Raw genomic sequence first — 16,266 nt, 5'->3', positions numbered from 1 at the left:
CCTGCCGCCGGAAGGCATCCGTAAACGCCTCCCCGAGCTTCAATGAGGCCCCGGCATTTCAGCCGGGGAAAGGGCCCCCCTTGGAACCGCTTACAGGACAACAAGAAATTGCCGGATTTGCGAGCGGGTCTTCAAGGCAGGGGGTTTGGCATGGCCAACGGGGCATCAAAAAGATGTACCATGTCCAAGAATCGCAGCAATCCCAATCACTTGGGCGCTTGCGAGCGGGTCCCGGGTTTTGGCGGGTATTGAGCCGCTCGCGCCAGCGACCGGCAGAAACCCCTGACATCACCCGGACTGCGGTTTGATTGCCCCCGCGTTTACCGCCTGGCTTTCGCGCCGCTTCTCCACGCCATCGGCAGTGCCGGTGCCGCAGACCCGGTTGTGATCTTCCGATGCCTTGATCTCCCGGTCAAGCCGTATGGACTGGCGACGGGACTGAAGGAAAGAGAAATCGGCCCTCCGGCCTGCCCGGTCCGGGGCCAAGCGCCAGCCTATCTGGAAAACACCCGGAACCCCCTGACCTGCAAGATCTGGTTCGATCTATCCCGCCGGATAGGGGTTTCCACGTAGAACCACAGGCCTTAACCATGGTCTAATTCACACATCACATCATAATATTATTGGCTATATCGGTATCCATTTTCCAATAATTCATGATCATTGAAAAAATGGATAATGGTATTGAATTGGGGGGCGCATGACTGGCATTGACACTGATATCGTGACGCCGGTGATTCTGTCCGGGGGCAGTGGTTCCCGGTTGTGGCCCCTGTCGCGAGAGAATTATCCCAAACAATTTCTCCGCCTCACTTCCAACCGTAGCCTGTTGCAGGAAACGGTTATCCGCTGCCGGGATGCCGGGTTTGGCAGCCCGATGCTGGTGGCCAGCGATGCCCACCGCTTTGTTGTGGCGGAGCAGTTGCGCGAGATGGACCTGGCATCGCGCGCGCTGGTGCTGGAGCCGATTGCCCGCAATACCGCGCCGGCCATCTGTGCCGCCGCCCTGCTGCTGGCGGAAGAAGACCCCGACCGGTTGATGCTGGTGCTGCCCGCTGATCATATCATCGCGGATGCCCCGGCCTGGACCGATGCCATCCGCCGGGCCGTGGCGCCGGCGCGCGATGGCATGCTGATGACCTTCGGCATTGTGCCGGAACGGGCGGAAACCGGCTTTGGCTGGATCCAGCGCGGGGAGGGGCTGCCCGGCGGGGCCGGTGCCTTCCGCATCCAGGAATTTGTGGAGAAGCCGGTCAAGGCCAAGGCGGAAGCGCTGCTGGCGGGTGGGGAGCATGTCTGGAACAGCGGCATGTTTCTGTTCAAGGCATCCATGCTGGTTTCGGAACTGGAACGGTTTGAGCCGGCGCTGGTGGCGGCGGTGCGGGCCGCCGTGACGGGCCGGCAGAAGGATATGGATTTCGTGCGGCTGGCGCTGGACGCCTTCGCCCAGGCGCCGTCCATTTCCATTGATGATGGCGTGTTTGCCCGCACCGATCATGCCGCCATGGTGCCCTGTTCCATCGGGTGGAACGATATCGGCTCCTGGGCGGCGCTGCATGACATTGTGGAGCGCGATGCGCAGAACAATGTCGCCATCGGCGATGCGCTGATTGAACGGTCGGAAGGATGCTATGTCCGCACCGATGGGGTGCTGACGGCGGTGGTGGGCCTGCGCGATATCGTGGTTGTCGCCACTTCAGACGCCATCCTGGTCGCGCACAAGAACGAGGTCCAGGACGTGAAGGCCATCGTGCAGCGGCTGAAAAAGGCCAAGCGCACGGAGGCGGAAAGCCGCCCGCGCCAATATCGCCCCTGGGGCTATTTCCAGCCCGTGCATGCCGGTGACCGGTTCCAGGTGAAGCGGCTGATGGTGAAGCCGGGCGAGAAATTGTCGCTTCAGAAGCATTTCCACCGGTCCGAACATTGGGTTGTGGTGAACGGCACCGCCCTGGTGACGCGCGACGGGGAACAGTTCCTGGTGCGGGAGAATGAGTCCGTTTATCTGCCGCTGGGCAGCACCCACCGGCTGGAAAATCCGGGCCGCATCCCGCTGAACCTGATTGAGGTGCAGTCCGGGGCCTATCTGGGTGAGGATGATATTGAGCGGATGGCGGATGATTATGGCCGGGAATAATCCTTGGCTGCTTCAGCCAGGGTCGCCGCCCACGGGTCGCAGCGGCCGGTGAACCAGCAATGAAGCACGTCCTGCGCCCGCTTGCCCTGGATGGTGAAATCGGTGTCCGTCGGGCCGCCGATACCAGGATCGCTGAACCAGCGATAGACCAGCATGTCGCCAATGCCCCGCTGGTCCAGCGCGGCCAGCCAGCGGGCCAGCACGCGCGCCTGCACATTTTGGTCGGGTATGGCCTCGCGCTCCTCCGGGCTTTCCCAGGGTTTTACCTGGGCGGCCTGGGCGGAGCGCAGGCCCAGTTCGGCCACCCAAAGCGGTTTGCCGATGCCATCACGCCATGCCACCAACTGGTTGGCATGGCGGGCAATCGCGCCTTCAATCCCGGCCTCATCCGCCCCCAGCGGCGGGTACAGGCTGACGGAAGCCGCATCCAGCAGGCCCCAGAAGGGCACGCGCGCCACCTCCCCATCCCAATGGGCGACATAGGTCAGCAGGCCCGGATAGAGCGGGCGCAGGCGGGCAATCAGGCTTGCCCATTCCGGGCGATGGCTGGTGCCGCGCAGTTCCGTGCCGATGGCCAGCGCTTCCGCCTTTTCCGCCGCCGCCAGCCGGGCCAGCGTCTCCAATGCGCTGCCATAGCCGCCAAACCAGTCCGCCCAGCCCTGTTCGCCGCCCTGCGGCTCTACGGCACCGGCCCAGGTTTCCGGCACCCAGACATGGGGCTTGACCATCACTTTCAGCCCGATGGCGCGGGCCTGACGGATACCGACGCGCAACTCCTCCAGCCCGAAATCACTGCCAGGGCCGATCTGCGTGGCCTGCGGGCTCGCCTGCCACAGGAACGGGATCAGCGCCACACTATCGGCCCCCAGATCCTTCAACGCCTGCAGCGACCGGCCACAGGCATCGCTTCCCAAGGGGGCCTGGGGGGTGCGGGTCAGGTTGGCCCCCCGCCAGGATGGGGGCGGCGGGGCCATTCCACCGGCCCGCACCGGCAGGGCCAGCAACGGCAAGGCCCCCAGCAACACCCGACGCCCGATCGCCATCTTTGCACCCATCCTTTTCCCTTCCGCCTGCATCGCCGCCCGGCCGCCAGGACCTGCCCTACAGGAACAGCCCCATGAAGACCATGTTTCAGGCCGTGCTTCTGCTGACCGCCGCCGCCATCGCGCTGCCGGGGGCCGCCCTTGCCGCCCCGCCGACCGCCAAGCCATCGCCAACCGCTTCGGTGGTGACCGCCAGCCCGGCATCAACGGCGCGTCTGGTGGAACGCACGGTGACCCTGGCCGATCTGGGCTTTGCCGAGGGGATCAGTTTCACCGGCTTTTCCGGTCGGCGCGACCTTTATTTCCCCCTGCCAGTTGGGGTGCCCGTGCGGGATATCAAGCTGGCCGGCGGGATAGAGGCACAGGCGCCGCAGCCGATCCGGGCATCGATGCAGATCCTGGTGGATGACCGGCCGCGCTGGAACGCCATGCCGGCGGAAGGGGGCGGGGTGCAGCCGCTGGCGCTGGATATTATCCATGGCGATGCCGGGCGGCCCTTCGTGAAGGTCAGCTTCCTCTATGGTGCCGCGTGGAGCGAGGATCGCTGCATGGATCAGCGCCTGCCCGGCGGTTACGCCACGCTGCGCCCGGATACGGTGCTGCACTATCGCTTCGACCCTGCCGCCATCACCAGCGTGCGCGATGCGCTGGCCGTGCTGCCGCGCAAGGTCCGCATCGCCCTGTCCGCCGGCAATGCCAGCCGCGACCATTATGAAGCGGCGCTGGCGCTGGGGCTGGAACTGACGCGCCAGGGCCGGACGGTGGAATTTGTGCGCCTGCCGACGGTCCCGGCGGCGGGTATTGCGGCAGAATTCGCCATCGCGCCGATGGCGGAACTGGCGGCCCTGGTGGGCACGCTGCCGGCGGGGGCGGAAGCCAATGGCACGGTGCGGCTGGTGGGTACCGGTGGCCTGCCCGTCATTGCCCTGACCGAGGGGGCCGATGTCGGTACGGTCGGCTATCTGGCCAGCGGCTGGCACCGGCTGGCCGGTGGCGCTGCATTGACCCCGCATGCCGGGCAGGGCGTGCCGGCGGAAAAGGACCGGCTGGGCTTTGCCGCCCTGGGCCTGGGCGATGGTATCCGGGAGGTGGCCGACCGGGGCGAATGGGATCTGCGCTTTGATTACGCCGCCGTGCCGAAAGGGCAGAAACCGTCCGCGCTGGACATTACCCTGACGCCGGGGGCCGCCATTGGCGGTGACCCGCAACTGGCGCATATTTTCGTCAATAACCTGCTGCTGCGCAGTGTCAGTCTGGCCGATGGCGGGGCCACGCGCCGCCTGTCGGTGCCGCTGCCCGACGGGCTGGTCGGTCGCAGCAATGCGCTCCGCGTCGTGCTTCAACGCCAGACCAAGGGCGGCGACTGCAAGGAAGCGCCAATCGCGTCGCCGGCCCAGCTTCTGCCCGATAGCGGTGTGGTGATGGCAGGCGATACCGGCGCGCCTGGTGATTTCTTTGCCCTGGGGGCCGCCTTTGCCGATGGGCTGGATGTGGTGGTGCCGGCGGCGGTGCTGGCCGATCCTGCCGCCACCCTGGCCCTTGCCACCCGCGCCCTGGACGGGCTGGTGCAGGATAGCGAGGGGCTGCGGGTGGTGGTGGATGATGGCAAGGGGGCCGCGACCGGCCGCCCCTTCCTGCTGCTGCCGGGGGTGAAGGTGCCGGCGGGCCTGCCCGTGGCGCTGGACCAGGGGGCCGTGAAGGTGGTGGACCGCCAGGGCCGCACCCTGCTGGATGTCACCGGCGCGCCGACGCTGCTGCTGGCCCAACTGGCGCAGGAAGCCGGGCAGGCGGGGCTGGTTTTGCAGGCAACCGGTGCCGGGCCCGTACCGCTGCCCGAGACATTGCCGCTGGATCGCGGCACCGTCGCCTTTGCCGATACGGATGGCCTGCTGATGGCCATCGACACGGTGCGTGAACGGGCGGTGAAGGTGGAAATTGGCGATAACAGCGCCTGGGCCGACTGGCTGGACCGGTTCCGTATCCTGCTGGTGGCCGGTATCTGGGTGCTGCTGACGGTGCTGGTGGCCGGCGGCTTCGCCAAATGGTATCGCGCCCGCAACAAGTCCTGAAGCCGGGAAGGGCTTGCCATCATGGATTTTGCTCCCCCGATCGGTGAATTGCTGGTGGCGCGGGACCTGCTTCGGCTGGATCAGCTTGAACAGGCGCTGGAGCTGCAGAAGAAATGGAAGGTCCGCTTTGGCGATATCGTCATCTCCCAGGGGATGGTGAAGCCGCGCGACTTCTACCGCACCCTGGCCGACCGGTTCGGTCTGGCCTATCTGGACCTGATGGAAAACCGGCCCGACCCGACGCTGGCCAAGCCCGAACTGATGCAGGATTATGCCCGCCTGCTGGTGCTGCCCTGGCGGCACCAGGGGGACAGGGTGATTGTTGCCACCGCTGATCCGGGGCCGGAAACGCTGCTATTTGCGCGGCGTCAATTCGGCCCCGATGTGTGGATGGTGGTGACATCGAAATTCGATATCCTCTGGAACCTGCAGCGCACCTTTGAGGCGGAATATAGCCACGATGCCGTGTTCGGGCTGGCCGACATGGACCCGGAAAATTCGGCCAAGCAGGTGGTCACACCCCAGCAGGGCCTGTTCCTTTATGCCTGCCTGTCCATGCTGCTGGCGGGGCTGGCCTTTGCCCCCATCGCCACGCTGATCACGCTCAATCTGGTGATGGCGGTCTTCTATCTGGGCAATTTCCTGCTGAAGACGGTGCTGGTCTGGTTCGGCTCCAATGCCAGGGTCGTTGACCGCAAGGTGACGGATGAGGAGGTCCGCGCCCTGCGTGACGAGGAACTGCCCGTCTTCACCGTGCTGGTGCCGATGTATAAGGAGCCGGAGGTGCTGCCCATCCTGGCGGCGGCGCTGCGCCGGCTGGATTATCCGATGGCCAAGCTGGATATCAAGCTGGTGCTGGAAGCCGGCGACCGGGAAACCATCGACGCCGCCAAGGCCCTGGGCCTGGAAGGCTCGTTCGAGATCATCCGCGTCCCGCCCTCCAAGCCGCAGACCAAGCCCAAGGCCTGCAACTATGCCCTGCACTTCGCCCGGGGTGATTTTCTGGTCATTTTCGATGCGGAGGATCAGCCCGAGCCGGACCAGTTGAAAAAGGTGGTGGTGGCGTTTGAGAAGGCGGGGCCGCAGGTCGCCTGCGTGCAATGCCGGCTGAACTATTTCAATGCCGATGAGAATTGGCTGACGCGGATGTTCACGCTCGATTACTCGCTGTGGTTTGACTATATGCTGCCGGGGCTGGAACGGCTGCGCATCCCGATCCCGCTGGGGGGCACATCCAACCATTTCCGGATGGATGTGCTGCGCAAGCTGCGCGCCTGGGACCCGTTCAACGTGACGGAGGACGCCGATCTGGGCGTGCGCCTGACCCAGAAGGGCTATCGGGTCGCCGTCTGCAACTCCACCACCTTCGAGGAGGCGAATGTCTCCATCCCCAACTGGGTCCGGCAGCGGTCACGCTGGATCAAGGGCTATATGCAGACCTATCTGGTGCATATGCGCCATCCGGTGGATCTGTACCGGTCGGTGGGGGCAGGCGGCTTCTGGGGCTTTCAGTTCTTTGTCGGCGGCACCATGCTGTCGGGTATCCTGAACCCGATCTTCTGGGGCTTTTATCTGTTCTGGCTGCTGGTCGGCGGCACCTTCCTGGACCCGCTGTTCCCGACGGTGCTGCTTTATCTTTCCCTGTTCAACCTGCTGGCCGGCAACGGACTTTTCACCTACCTGTCCATCATCGCCCCGGTGAAGCGCGGCTGGATGAACCTGGCGCCCTGGGGGCTGACCGTGGCCGGCTACTGGGCGCTGATGTCGGTCGCCGCCTATAAGGCGCTGTGGCAATTGATCCGCAACCCCTTCTATTGGGAAAAGACCCAGCATGGCCTGTCTGCCGTGACCAAGCAGGAGGTGGCCAAGGCGATGGCCAGCATGAACCAATGACGCCATCGCAAGCATTGGCCCCAGCCACCGGCACCACACGACATCCGGCGCGTGCCGGCTCGCTATGGCCGCTCTGGTTCGCGGCGGGGCTGCTGCTGTGCGGTGCGCAGGTGCTGTGGACATTGCAGGCCGGTTTCCTGACGCCGGTGGCGACCGACCGGTGGCGGACGGCCCTGGTCGCGCTCTCCGATGCCGCCGCCTTCCGTGAGCTGTTCGCCGTCACCTTCCCGCCGCTGCTGCTGTCGGCGGATATGATCGTGGCGCTGCTGCCGGGTACGGGATCGGTGCCGGTGCCATTGCTGGTCAATGTACTGGTCGGTGGCGCCCTGGCGGCCGCCTGGGCGTCGATGCTGGCCGATGGCGGCTATGGCCGCCTCACGGCGGGCCTTGCCGCCCTGCTGCTGGTGGCGCACCCCACGCTTCAGCAGGCCATCGCCGCCGGGGAAGGGGTGCCGCTGGCGGTGCTGGCAATGACCCTGCTGACCCCGGCCGCCCTGCGCGTGCGGCAGGGGGGCGAGGTGAATGCCATGGCCGTGATGGGTGCGGCCTTGGCCCTGATCCTGTTCTCTGCTGCGTCCGGGGCTTATCTGGTCCTGGCGATGCTGCCCTTTCTGGTGGCGCTGTCGCCGCCGGTCCTGGTCGCCCGCTCATCCGGCGGGGTGCTGCTGGTGCTGCTTTTCCCCGTTGCCTTCACCCTGGCCGGGTATCTCTATACCAACTGGATTTTCGGCGGGTCGGTAACGGCCTTCGCCCAGGGGGTCGATTCCGCGATCCGGGGTGCTTCCGGCAATCTGGGCGCCTATCCCTGGCTGATGGGCTGGGGGCGGGGGGCTGGTGGGGCCTTCCTGGCCGGCAGCCTGATGATCCTGGTTGCCTGCCCCCTGCTGCCTTTCATCCTCTGGCGGGTGCGGAACCGGCAGGCCCGGCTGTCCCTGGCCCTGCTGGCCGGGTCGGTGCTGGCCGCGATCATCATCGCGTCCCTGACCCATTATCTGGACCATCCGGGCCGGTTGCTGCCCTATCTGCTGCCCGTCGCCATTGTCGGTGCCGCCGCGATGCGGCCCGGCCTGTTGCCGTCGCCGCTGTTGCTGCTGCTGGCCACCCTTGGGCTGGGTGGCGGGTGGCTGTCCCAATCCATCGCGCCGTCGCCGAACATGACGGCTTGGCATAGGGCCCTTTCCGGACAGGACGTATCAAGCGTTGCAGCGCAGGAGGATGCCGCATTCGGCGTTCTGCTGCGCGGGCTGGATGATGTTGCGATGGATGCCGACATGTCCGGGCTGGTGGTGCCTGCCCGTGGCGGGGCGGAGGGGCTGGTGCTGACCAGCACCGACCGGCTGAAGGCCGATATCCTGACCCGTCGCCTGTCCACCCGCTATATCGCCCTGCAGGACCCGCAATCGCCCCGCGGGCAGCGCGACCGGATCAGCCGCGCCCTGCCGGATCTGTGGCGCGATGGGCCGCCCGGTGGCCGGTTGGTGGCCATGCGTGGCCCCTGGCGATTGTGGGAACAAACGGAACGCGTGGATGCTTCCTTCCGGGAAGGGGGACAATCATGATCCTGATCGTCGATGATGTACCCGAAACCCTGATGCTGATTGAGCATATGCTGGCAGCCGGCGGCCTGGGCCCGGTTGTCACCGCCTCGTCAGCCGAGCAGGCTTATGCCTTGCTGGAGGTGAACCGCCATGATGGTGCCGCTGCCACCGTGAATGCCATCCTGATGGATATCCAGCTTCCCGGTGATGACGGGATCGACGCGATCTGCACCATCAAGGCCAACCCCCGGCTGGCCGAAATCCCCATCATCGTCGTCTCTGCCTGCGAGGATGAGGAAAGTCTGGTCAATGGCTTTCTGGCCGGCGCCGTCGATTATGTCGTCAAACCCCTGTCGATGGTGGCGCTGGTCACGCGCGTGCGCGGGGCGCTGCGGCTGGGGCTGGAAGCGCGCCGGCGGATGGCGCTGGAAGCGTCGTTGCGGCAGGCGCCCCCGCCAGCCGCGCATCTGGCCGATCCGATAACCGGTTGGCCCGGTGCGGATGCCCTGGCCGCCGTGCTGGCCGCCCGTAAGGGCCCCGGCCGGCTGCTGCGGGGCGAGATTGATGGCTGGGCCAACCTGACCTTGAGGGCTGACGGGAAGCCCGATGCCGTGAAGGCCCGCGTTCTGGACCTTCTGGCCGGGATGGCAGGACGCCTGGGTGACCTGCTGTTCAGCCTGCCCGATGGCGGATTTGCGCTGGTCACGGGGCAGGCCGATGCCGGCGCAGCGGGCGCCTTGGCCGAGAACATGCGGGAGACCATCCTGGCGGCGGATATTCCCCATCCCCGTTCCAGCGGCTGGCCCTGCATCACGTTGAGCATTGGCCATGCGGCGTTGGGCCGTGACGCCGGCAGGATGGCCACCCGCGCCCTGGACCGCGCCAAGGTGGATGGGGGCAACCGCGTTGCCGCCGGCGATGAAACCGACCGTGGGAACGGTCCTGATGATGGAAATATCTGATGAAGCGATTTGCCGCCCTTTTGCCCCTGCTGTGCCTTGGCATGCTGGCATCGGCTGGCCCGGCGGCGGCGGGCGCCTGGCCGCAGGCAGAAGGGACAGGCCAGCTTATCACCACGCTGGCCACCTCCACCTCCGACACCGGTTTTGACGGGCGCGACAGTGGCCGGACCCTGGAATTCCGCAAATGGGAACTGACGCCCTATTTCACCTATGGGGTGGGGCCGGACAGCAGCCTGTTCCTGAAACCGACGATCCAGCGCCTGTCCGCTGACCGCACCGGCGGCGGCACCGATCATACATCGGGCCTGACCGATACGGAGGTCGGCGGCACCTTCGCCCTGTGGCGGGGGGAGGGGTCGGTTTTCTCCCTACAGCCGATGGTGCGCCTGCCCTTCTTCTATGACAAGGATGACAGCCCGGCCCTGGGCTCCGGCCATGTCGATCTGGAGATGCGGGCGCTTTATGGCACCAACCTCACCTTTCTGGGCCTGCCGGGCTTCTTTGATGGTCAGACGGCCTGGCGCCAGCGCACCGGCGCACCGGCGGACGAGGCCAGCCTGGACCTGACGCTGGGCCTGCGCCCCAATGCCGATTGGATGGTGCTGCTGCAGAATTTCAACACCATCTCCGTCGGCGATGCCGGGCCGGGCTATGGCGATTTCCGCCGCTACAAGGCCCAGTTCTCCGTCGTGCGTCGCCTCACCGACACTGTCAGGCTGCAGGCGGGCGTCAATCAGGCGATCGGCGGTCGCAATGATGGCGACGAAACCGGCTTCCTTCTGGCCTTATGGCTGGATTTTTGACGGGCAGGTCGAGCCTGCCGGATGCTGCCCGCCCGTCACCGGATCTCCTGATCAGCGGCTCACTAGCGCCTGTCCGATCAGGGTGGTGAACCGGTCGATCCGGCAGAAATCGCCCGTATCGGCACAGCCGGGGATGGGCAGGATTTCCGTGAAGGGCGGCTCGGTCCTCGAAAGCGGGGCCAGATGGCGGATCTGGTCCGGCGTCTGGGCCACATAGGCCAGCCGCACCCACACGGCACCCGCCGGATCGCGCCAGCGTTCAAAGCGCAGGCCGCCGCCGATGGGCGGATCATCCTGGCCATAGCCATCGACCTGGAAATGCACATCCAGCAGGCTGGAGAGTGCGGCGACATTATTATCATGCCCGATCAGCAGGGTCAGGGCCGGGCCCTTGTCCGCCGACAGGGCGTCCAGCACGCGCGGGGCCATCTTGAAAGCCGTGTGGCGGGCCATGTAATGCGGCCTTGCATAAACCTCGAACAGCAGGGCATGCAGACGGGAAACCCGCGCCAGTTCGCCCGCATCCAGCCGGCCCCAGGCCACATCCTTCATCGGCAGCCCTTCCAGATATTGCAGCAGGAAGACCTGGGCCGTGCCCGAGGTGATATAGATCGGCCCGAGCATGTCGATCCCTTTGCCATCGGCGGACAAAGACAGCGTGGCCTTGGTGCCGGCAATGTCACAGGGCGGGCTGCGGCGGTCGCAGCCAAGGGCCTTTTCCATCAAGGCGATTTCCGCCTTATAGGGCGCGGTGATGCTTTGCGGGTCGCCTTTTTCCGCCCGGATGGATGCAATAGCCTCTTCCGGCTTGAAGCCCGTCATCTCGCTGGGTGGGCTGAACAGCGGATCGCGGGTGCCGGGTGGCAGGTGGGAAACCTTGACATTGCAGCCAGGGGCCAGCCCTTCGGCCAGGGCTTGCCCGGTGCTGATCGTGCGCGCGGCGCTGTTGGTCCAGATATCGACCGTGCCTTCCGCCGGGCAGTCATTGGCCGGCAAAATCTGGCCCGCGGCGGTCCAGTCGCGCAGATAGGCGCCCAGCAGGCGGGTGGCTTTCACGCCATGTTCCGTCAGCAGGCTGGCGGGTTCCTTCCAGGCCGGCAGGGGCAGGTCGTTCAAGCCGGTCACCGCGGCCTCTGTTTCCAGCGGCGTGCGCAGCCCATGACGCAGCAGCAGCACCGACCGTTCCAGTTTCCAGCCCGGACCCGGTGCGGGGTCGGTGGCGGCCAGGGCAGGGGCGGCGACAAGGGTGGCCAGCACGGCCAGGACAAGGCGTTTCAAGACAAGGGTTTCCTTGATCATGGGGAAAAAGGGGGGTCAGAAGTCCAGCCGCAGCACCATCTGGGCGCTGCGGCCGCTGGCGATGGTTTCGGGCACGGCATCACTGTGCCGACCGATGGTGGCGCGATAGGCAAGGTCGTTCAGCAGGTTGCGGATGGAAAATTCCAGGGCGACATTGGGCGACATCTGCCAGTCGCCCTGCAGGTCCAGCCGTTGCGACGGGCGGACCCAGACATTCAGCCCACTGCCATTCATGGGGCTGCCGCTGCCAGACAGGCCGTGCAGCCCATATTTCTGGATATAGGCGTCCGACCAGGTGTAACTGGCTGACAGGGACCAATCCTCGGCCGCATAGCGAAGGCGGCTGTTGATCTGCCAGTCGGGCGCATATTGCAGCCGCTCCACCGGGGCCAGTTCCGGCATGTGCAGATGGACGCGGCTTCGCTGGCTGTTCAGGCTGGCTTCCAGCACCAGGGCGTTCAGCGGGTCGGGCAGGAAGGTCAGCGCCTGGGCCGCCGCCAGCTCCGCCCCCCAAAGCTGCGCCGTGCCACCATTGAAGGGTTTGAGCAGTCGCAGCCCGCTTTCCCCACCATCGGCAATGCCATTATAATTGGCGCCGGCATCATAAAGATAATGCCGTAACCGCTTGTGATAGAGCGACAGGCCGGCATGGCCGCCGGGCCAGCGCCATTCCCCGCCCAGATCGACATTCAACGCCGATACGGCCTTCAGGTCGGGATTGCCCTGGATAAGGGTCAGGGTGCCATCGGCATCGCGTCTGGCCGTGGCACTGCCCGAAAGCTGGTACAGGGCAGGGCGCACCTGCCCGGTCCAGACGGCCAGCCGGTAACGCTGATCCTTATCGGGCGTATAATTGACCAGCAGGCGCGGCAACCACGCCTTATAGCGGCTTTCCCCCCGGTTCCAGCCATAGGGGACATTGCCCGCCGGCACACCCTGGTTGCCGGACAGCCAGTAGAGCGTATTGATCTTCGCCCCTTCCACCCGCAGACCGGGAAGGAACTGGAAGGGCCCCTTTCGCAGGTCGGCCTGCAGATAGGCGGCGGTGACCTCCTCCTGCCCGCGCATGCTGTTGCCGTTATATTCATCCGGGGTCCAGACGAAGCCGGCTTCATTGGCGCGGAACCGGGCCAGCAGCAGTCCCTGGTCGATCAGGGGCACCTGATAATCATAAAGCCCCTTGGCCACTGTCACCCAGGCCCCGTCGGACAGGCCGAGCGCGGCCAGATCGCCCAACCTTGTGCCGGGGGGCAGGGCGGCGGCACCGCCGCTATCCTGGGGCCGCTGGTTGCGGCGGGTGACGCTGTTGTCGCTGCGCACCCGCTTGACGCCGGCTTGCAGCTTGGCTGTCTCCGTTCCCGTCTCCATATCCAGCCCGCCGCCATCCTTGGTCTGACGGCTGGTCAGGGTGGTATATTCCCCCAGATTGGAGGCGGGAACCGAAGCGGCATCAGCCAGCAGGGCCAGCATTTTCGGCCCCAGCAGGGGGGTGGGATAGCCACCCTGATCGGCCATCACCAGCCCTTCATCCACCGTGGTGCCGCGACTGTTCCAGAATGACACTTCGATATGGCGTGGCTTGTCGTTGCGGCCCCAGCTATGGAACAGGTAGGGGCGCAGGGTCAGGGGGCCGGCTTTGATTTCCCCGCCGCCCTGCAGGGTCAGCAGTTCCGCCTCGTCCGGGTTGGTCTGGAACCAGTAATGCAACTGGTTCTTCACGCTTTGTGTCTGGTACAGCCCATTGCCGATGGGAAGGCGGGTGGTGAAACTGGCATCCCGCCCGCCCTGGAACCCCACCTGATAGACATCCTGTTCGGTATCGGCGCGGTTCCACCCGGCGCGCAGAAAGGCGCTGTAGGGCGCATCGGGCTGCCAGTCCAGGGCAAGCGATGCGCCACGCCGTTTGGTACGGCCCCGCACGAACTGCGCGTTCAGGGACGTGGCAATCAGGTTTTGGCCCGCATCCATGCCGGCCGGATTATTCCCGGCGGCATCGGTGATGGCATAGTCGAACTGACCGGTCTGATAGGTCTGCTGCAGGCTGCTGAAAGGACGGCTGTCGGCATGGGCGCGCAGCACCAGCCCGATGGCATTGTCCCGCCCGAACAGGCGCGACCCTTCCATCTCGCCTCCGCCACCGGACCCGGACAGGTGATAATCACCCGTGCGGGAGGCCCAACTGCCGCGCAGCGTGATGCGGGTCCGTTCCGGCCCCAGATCAAAGGCGCTGGCGCTGCGGAAATCGATGATGCCGCCGATGGCATCGCCATCCTTGTCCGCCGTCAGCGCAGTTTCCAGATGCAGCGCGTCGGGGCCGAAGGGGGGCAGCAGGCTCAATTGCACATCCCGGCTATAGGGCATGCTCTGGGCCATGTTGATGCCATCCATCAGCACCTGGCTATAGGCGCCGCCCAGGCCCCTGATGGCGACCGACTGTCCTTCCGCCCGGGCCGCGCGGTCGATGCCGCCCAGATCGCCCTGCAGGGAGGTCATCATCACATTGACGCCGGGCAGGCGGCCCAGCAATTCCGCCATGTTGCGGTCGGCGGCGCGGTTGAATTCCGTTGCCGGCAGGATATGGGCGGGCAGGGGGGAGCGCAGTTCGGCGGCAAACCGGTCCTGCGGTCGCTGCCCCATCACCAGAATTTCCGCTACGGGTTCGGGTGGGGCCGCGACGGGCCGGTGCGGCGGGGCGGGCAGGATAACGACGGTGCCGTCGGGCTGTTCGCGGTAGGTCAGGCCAGTGCCGGCCAGCAGCAGGTCCAGGGATGCCCGGAAGCTGGCCCCTTCCGGTAGGGCCGGGGCCTTGCGCGGCGGCAGGGCGGCCCCCTTAAACAGCAGGTTGCGGCCTGATTGCCGTGCCAGCGACAAGAGCGCATCCGACAGGGTATGCGGCTGCCCCGGCTCAGCATAAGCAGCGCCCCCCGCCAGCAGGGCGGCCCCCAGCGCGATGGCCGCGACCGTGCGGCCAGGGCAGGGATCAGCGCCGCCGCGGCTCAAGCTGATACTCCCCCGGTGCCGTCTGGCGCCAGGATAGCGGGTGCAGTAGGGTCAGGGCGTTGAGAAAGCCGCTGATATCGGCGGTGTGGAAAACCCCGCTGACCTTCAGCGCGGCAAGCGCTGGATCGGCCAGCCGCATCCGCACGCCGGTGCGGGCCTCCACCTCTGTCAGCGCTTCAGCAAGGGGGGTGTCCTCAAACACGGCCTGCCGGTCGCGCCAGGCCAGCACCCGGCCCAGATTGGCCGCCGACAGTCGCAGCGCCGCCCCAGGTGCCTTGCTTTCCACCTGCTGGCCCGGTTTCAGCACCGACAGTACGCGCCCATTCTGACCGTCGCGCACATCGGCGGCCCCTTCCAGCAGCACGACGCGCACCTTGTCCGCCCGGTGGCGGACGGTGAAGCGGGTGCCCAGATCATGCACTACCAGATCGCGGGCGGCGACCGTGAAGGGGCGCAGTTTCTCATGCGCCACGTCAAATTCCGCTTCCCCCTGATACAGGGTGACCTGACGGGACAGGGGGTCGATGCGCACATGCAGCCTTGTGCCGGCATCCAGCCGCACCGATGTGCCATCGGCCAGTTCGATACTGTGCCCCTCGCCAGGGCCGCTGGCATAATCAGCCTCCGTCACCGATCCCTGCCAGCCGATCACGGCCAGCAGGCACATCGCCGCCATGCCGAAGCCGGCCAGCACCGGCCCCCGCCAGGAACGGCGGCTGCCGGTGCTGCGGGCGATGCGGAAATTGCGGGCGCGCAGCATGTCGGGGCGCATCCGGCCCTGATCATTGATGGCGCCGGCAGCAATCCAGGCACGCGACACGATATCCATCGCTGCCACATGGTCCGGACTGGCGCGCAGCCATGCTTTCAAAGCCGTCTGCTGGTCGGGGCCCAGCTTGCCGGATGCTGACAGGCGCATCCATTCTGCTGCCTGATCCAAAATCTGTTGTTCCGGGTCGCCCGTCATCACTGTTCCGTCTCCGCCATAGAGCGGCCCAGATGCACCAGCGTGCGGTCCACCAGCCGTGTGACCGTCCGCGTATCCATGCCCAGCCGTTCCGCCACGTCGCGATGGCGCATCCCATCGACACGCACCAGCAGGAACACGTTGCGGGCTATGGGATCAACCTGCTTCAACGCCTCTTCCAGGCGTTCCAGATTCTCGCGCCCGATCAGCGCCTGTTCGGGGCTGATCGCCTGATCGTCGATCAGCTCCCCGGCCTCATCCAGTTCCTGATGCTGGTCGCGCAGCCGGGCACGGTCGCGGCGGAACCGGTCGACCAGCAGGCTGGACGCAACACGCAGCAAAAAGCCGCGCCAGTTCCCCACCCGTTCGGCCGGGGCAGCACTCAGCACCCGGACGAAAACGTCCTGCACATAATCTTCCACATCACTGCCGCCGCCGATCTGGCGGGTGAAATAGGCCCGCAGCATCGATTGATGCTCGGCATCCGCCAGGGTCCGGGATTGATCCGCCATTCTTCCGCATCCAGCCTGGGCCTTGCGGCCATGCATATTGGCGTGT

11 protein-coding genes are annotated in these 16,266 nt (G+C 66.1%); 6 read left to right on the top strand and 5 right to left on the bottom strand.

What is annotated here, in order from left to right; translation table 11 throughout:
- Nucleotides 1-700: 700 nt before the first annotated feature.
- Nucleotides 701-2,134 (top strand): mannose-1-phosphate guanylyltransferase/mannose-6-phosphate isomerase, encoded by a 1,434-nt coding sequence (locus tag G473_RS0124010; protein WP_029015190.1) that lies wholly within the window; start codon nucleotides 701-703, stop codon nucleotides 2,132-2,134.
- On the opposite strand, the gene G473_RS28720 is transcribed toward G473_RS0124010, so the two are convergent.
- A complete protein-coding gene (locus G473_RS28720) occupies nucleotides 2,119-3,177 on the bottom strand; it encodes a glycoside hydrolase family 113 (RefSeq protein ID WP_154667572.1) in 1,059 nt (352 codons plus the stop codon). The two genes, G473_RS0124010 and G473_RS28720, sit on opposite strands and share 16 nt — an antisense overlap.
- 74 nt (nucleotides 3,178-3,251) lie before the next feature.
- Between G473_RS28720 and G473_RS0124000 the strand changes: the two genes are divergently transcribed.
- The 5 genes from G473_RS0124000 to G473_RS0123980 are packed head-to-tail and all read left to right on the top strand — an operon-like array spanning nucleotide 3,252 to nucleotide 10,442.
- The gene (locus tag G473_RS0124000) at nucleotides 3,252-5,246 is read left to right on the top strand and encodes a hypothetical protein (RefSeq protein ID WP_029015189.1); all 1,995 of its coding nucleotides are present in this window, start codon (nucleotides 3,252-3,254) and stop codon (nucleotides 5,244-5,246) included.
- A gap of 21 nt (nucleotides 5,247-5,267) precedes the next feature.
- A complete protein-coding gene (locus tag G473_RS0123995) occupies nucleotides 5,268-7,139 on the top strand; it encodes a glycosyltransferase (RefSeq protein ID WP_035709270.1) in 1,872 nt (623 codons plus the stop codon).
- The gene (locus G473_RS0123990) at nucleotides 7,136-8,698 is read left to right on the top strand and encodes a hypothetical protein (protein ID WP_029015187.1); all 1,563 of its coding nucleotides are present in this window, start codon (nucleotides 7,136-7,138) and stop codon (nucleotides 8,696-8,698) included. Before G473_RS0123995 ends, G473_RS0123990 begins: the two co-directional genes overlap by 4 nt.
- The gene (locus G473_RS29700; protein WP_051330676.1) at nucleotides 8,695-9,639 is read left to right on the top strand and encodes a response regulator; all 945 of its coding nucleotides are present in this window, start codon (nucleotides 8,695-8,697) and stop codon (nucleotides 9,637-9,639) included. Before G473_RS0123990 ends, G473_RS29700 begins: the two co-directional genes overlap by 4 nt.
- The gene (locus G473_RS0123980; protein WP_029015186.1) at nucleotides 9,639-10,442 is read left to right on the top strand and encodes a hypothetical protein; all 804 of its coding nucleotides are present in this window, start codon (nucleotides 9,639-9,641) and stop codon (nucleotides 10,440-10,442) included. Before G473_RS29700 ends, G473_RS0123980 begins: the two co-directional genes overlap by 1 nt.
- Before the next feature lie 51 nt (nucleotides 10,443-10,493).
- On the opposite strand, the gene G473_RS0123975 is transcribed toward G473_RS0123980, so the two are convergent.
- The 4 genes from G473_RS0123975 to G473_RS28710 are packed head-to-tail and all read right to left on the bottom strand — an operon-like array spanning nucleotide 10,494 to nucleotide 16,220.
- Nucleotides 10,494-11,720: a histidine-type phosphatase gene (locus G473_RS0123975; protein WP_029015185.1), complete on the bottom strand. Its 1,227-nt coding sequence runs from the start codon at nucleotides 11,718-11,720 to the stop codon at nucleotides 10,494-10,496.
- Nucleotides 11,721-11,756: 36 nt separating this feature from the next.
- The gene (locus G473_RS0123970) at nucleotides 11,757-14,741 is read right to left on the bottom strand and encodes a TonB-dependent receptor (RefSeq protein ID WP_029015184.1); all 2,985 of its coding nucleotides are present in this window, start codon (nucleotides 14,739-14,741) and stop codon (nucleotides 11,757-11,759) included.
- Nucleotides 14,722-15,708: a FecR family protein gene (locus tag G473_RS0123965; RefSeq protein WP_029015183.1), complete on the bottom strand. Its 987-nt coding sequence runs from the start codon at nucleotides 15,706-15,708 to the stop codon at nucleotides 14,722-14,724. Before G473_RS0123965 ends, G473_RS0123970 begins: the two co-directional genes overlap by 20 nt.
- Nucleotides 15,708-16,220, bottom strand: coding sequence for an RNA polymerase sigma factor (locus G473_RS28710; protein WP_051330674.1), 513 nt, complete (start codon nucleotides 16,218-16,220; stop codon nucleotides 15,708-15,710). The genes G473_RS0123965 and G473_RS28710 overlap by 1 nt, the downstream gene beginning before the upstream one ends.
- Nucleotides 16,221-16,266 lie beyond the last annotated feature (46 nt).

Origin of the sequence: Niveispirillum irakense DSM 11586 (genome assembly GCF_000429645.1) — a bacterium.
GTDB classification, from domain to species: Bacteria; Pseudomonadota; Alphaproteobacteria; order Azospirillales; family Azospirillaceae; genus Niveispirillum; species Niveispirillum irakense.
Note: the sequence above shows the minus strand (reverse complement) of the source record. Positions and strands in the feature narration are given on the sequence as shown.

Coding starts and splice junctions, on each gene's coding strand:
- G473_RS0123965 (WP_029015183.1), bottom strand. CDS start 15,708: ATGACGGGCGACCCGGAACAACAGATTTTGGATCAGGCAGCAGAATGG.
- G473_RS0123980 (WP_029015186.1), top strand. CDS start 9,639: ATGAAGCGATTTGCCGCCCTTTTGCCCCTGCTGTGCCTTGGCATGCTG.
- G473_RS28720 (WP_154667572.1), bottom strand. CDS start 3,177: ATGGCGATCGGGCGTCGGGTGTTGCTGGGGGCCTTGCCGTTGCTGGCC.
- G473_RS28710 (WP_051330674.1), bottom strand. CDS start 16,220: ATGGCGGATCAATCCCGGACCCTGGCGGATGCCGAGCATCAATCGATG.
- G473_RS0124010 (WP_029015190.1), top strand. CDS start 701: ATGACTGGCATTGACACTGATATCGTGACGCCGGTGATTCTGTCCGGG.
- G473_RS29700 (WP_051330676.1), top strand. CDS start 8,695: ATGATCCTGATCGTCGATGATGTACCCGAAACCCTGATGCTGATTGAG.
- G473_RS0124000 (WP_029015189.1), top strand. CDS start 3,252: ATGAAGACCATGTTTCAGGCCGTGCTTCTGCTGACCGCCGCCGCCATC.
- G473_RS0123995 (WP_035709270.1), top strand. CDS start 5,268: ATGGATTTTGCTCCCCCGATCGGTGAATTGCTGGTGGCGCGGGACCTG.
- G473_RS0123990 (WP_029015187.1), top strand. CDS start 7,136: ATGACGCCATCGCAAGCATTGGCCCCAGCCACCGGCACCACACGACAT.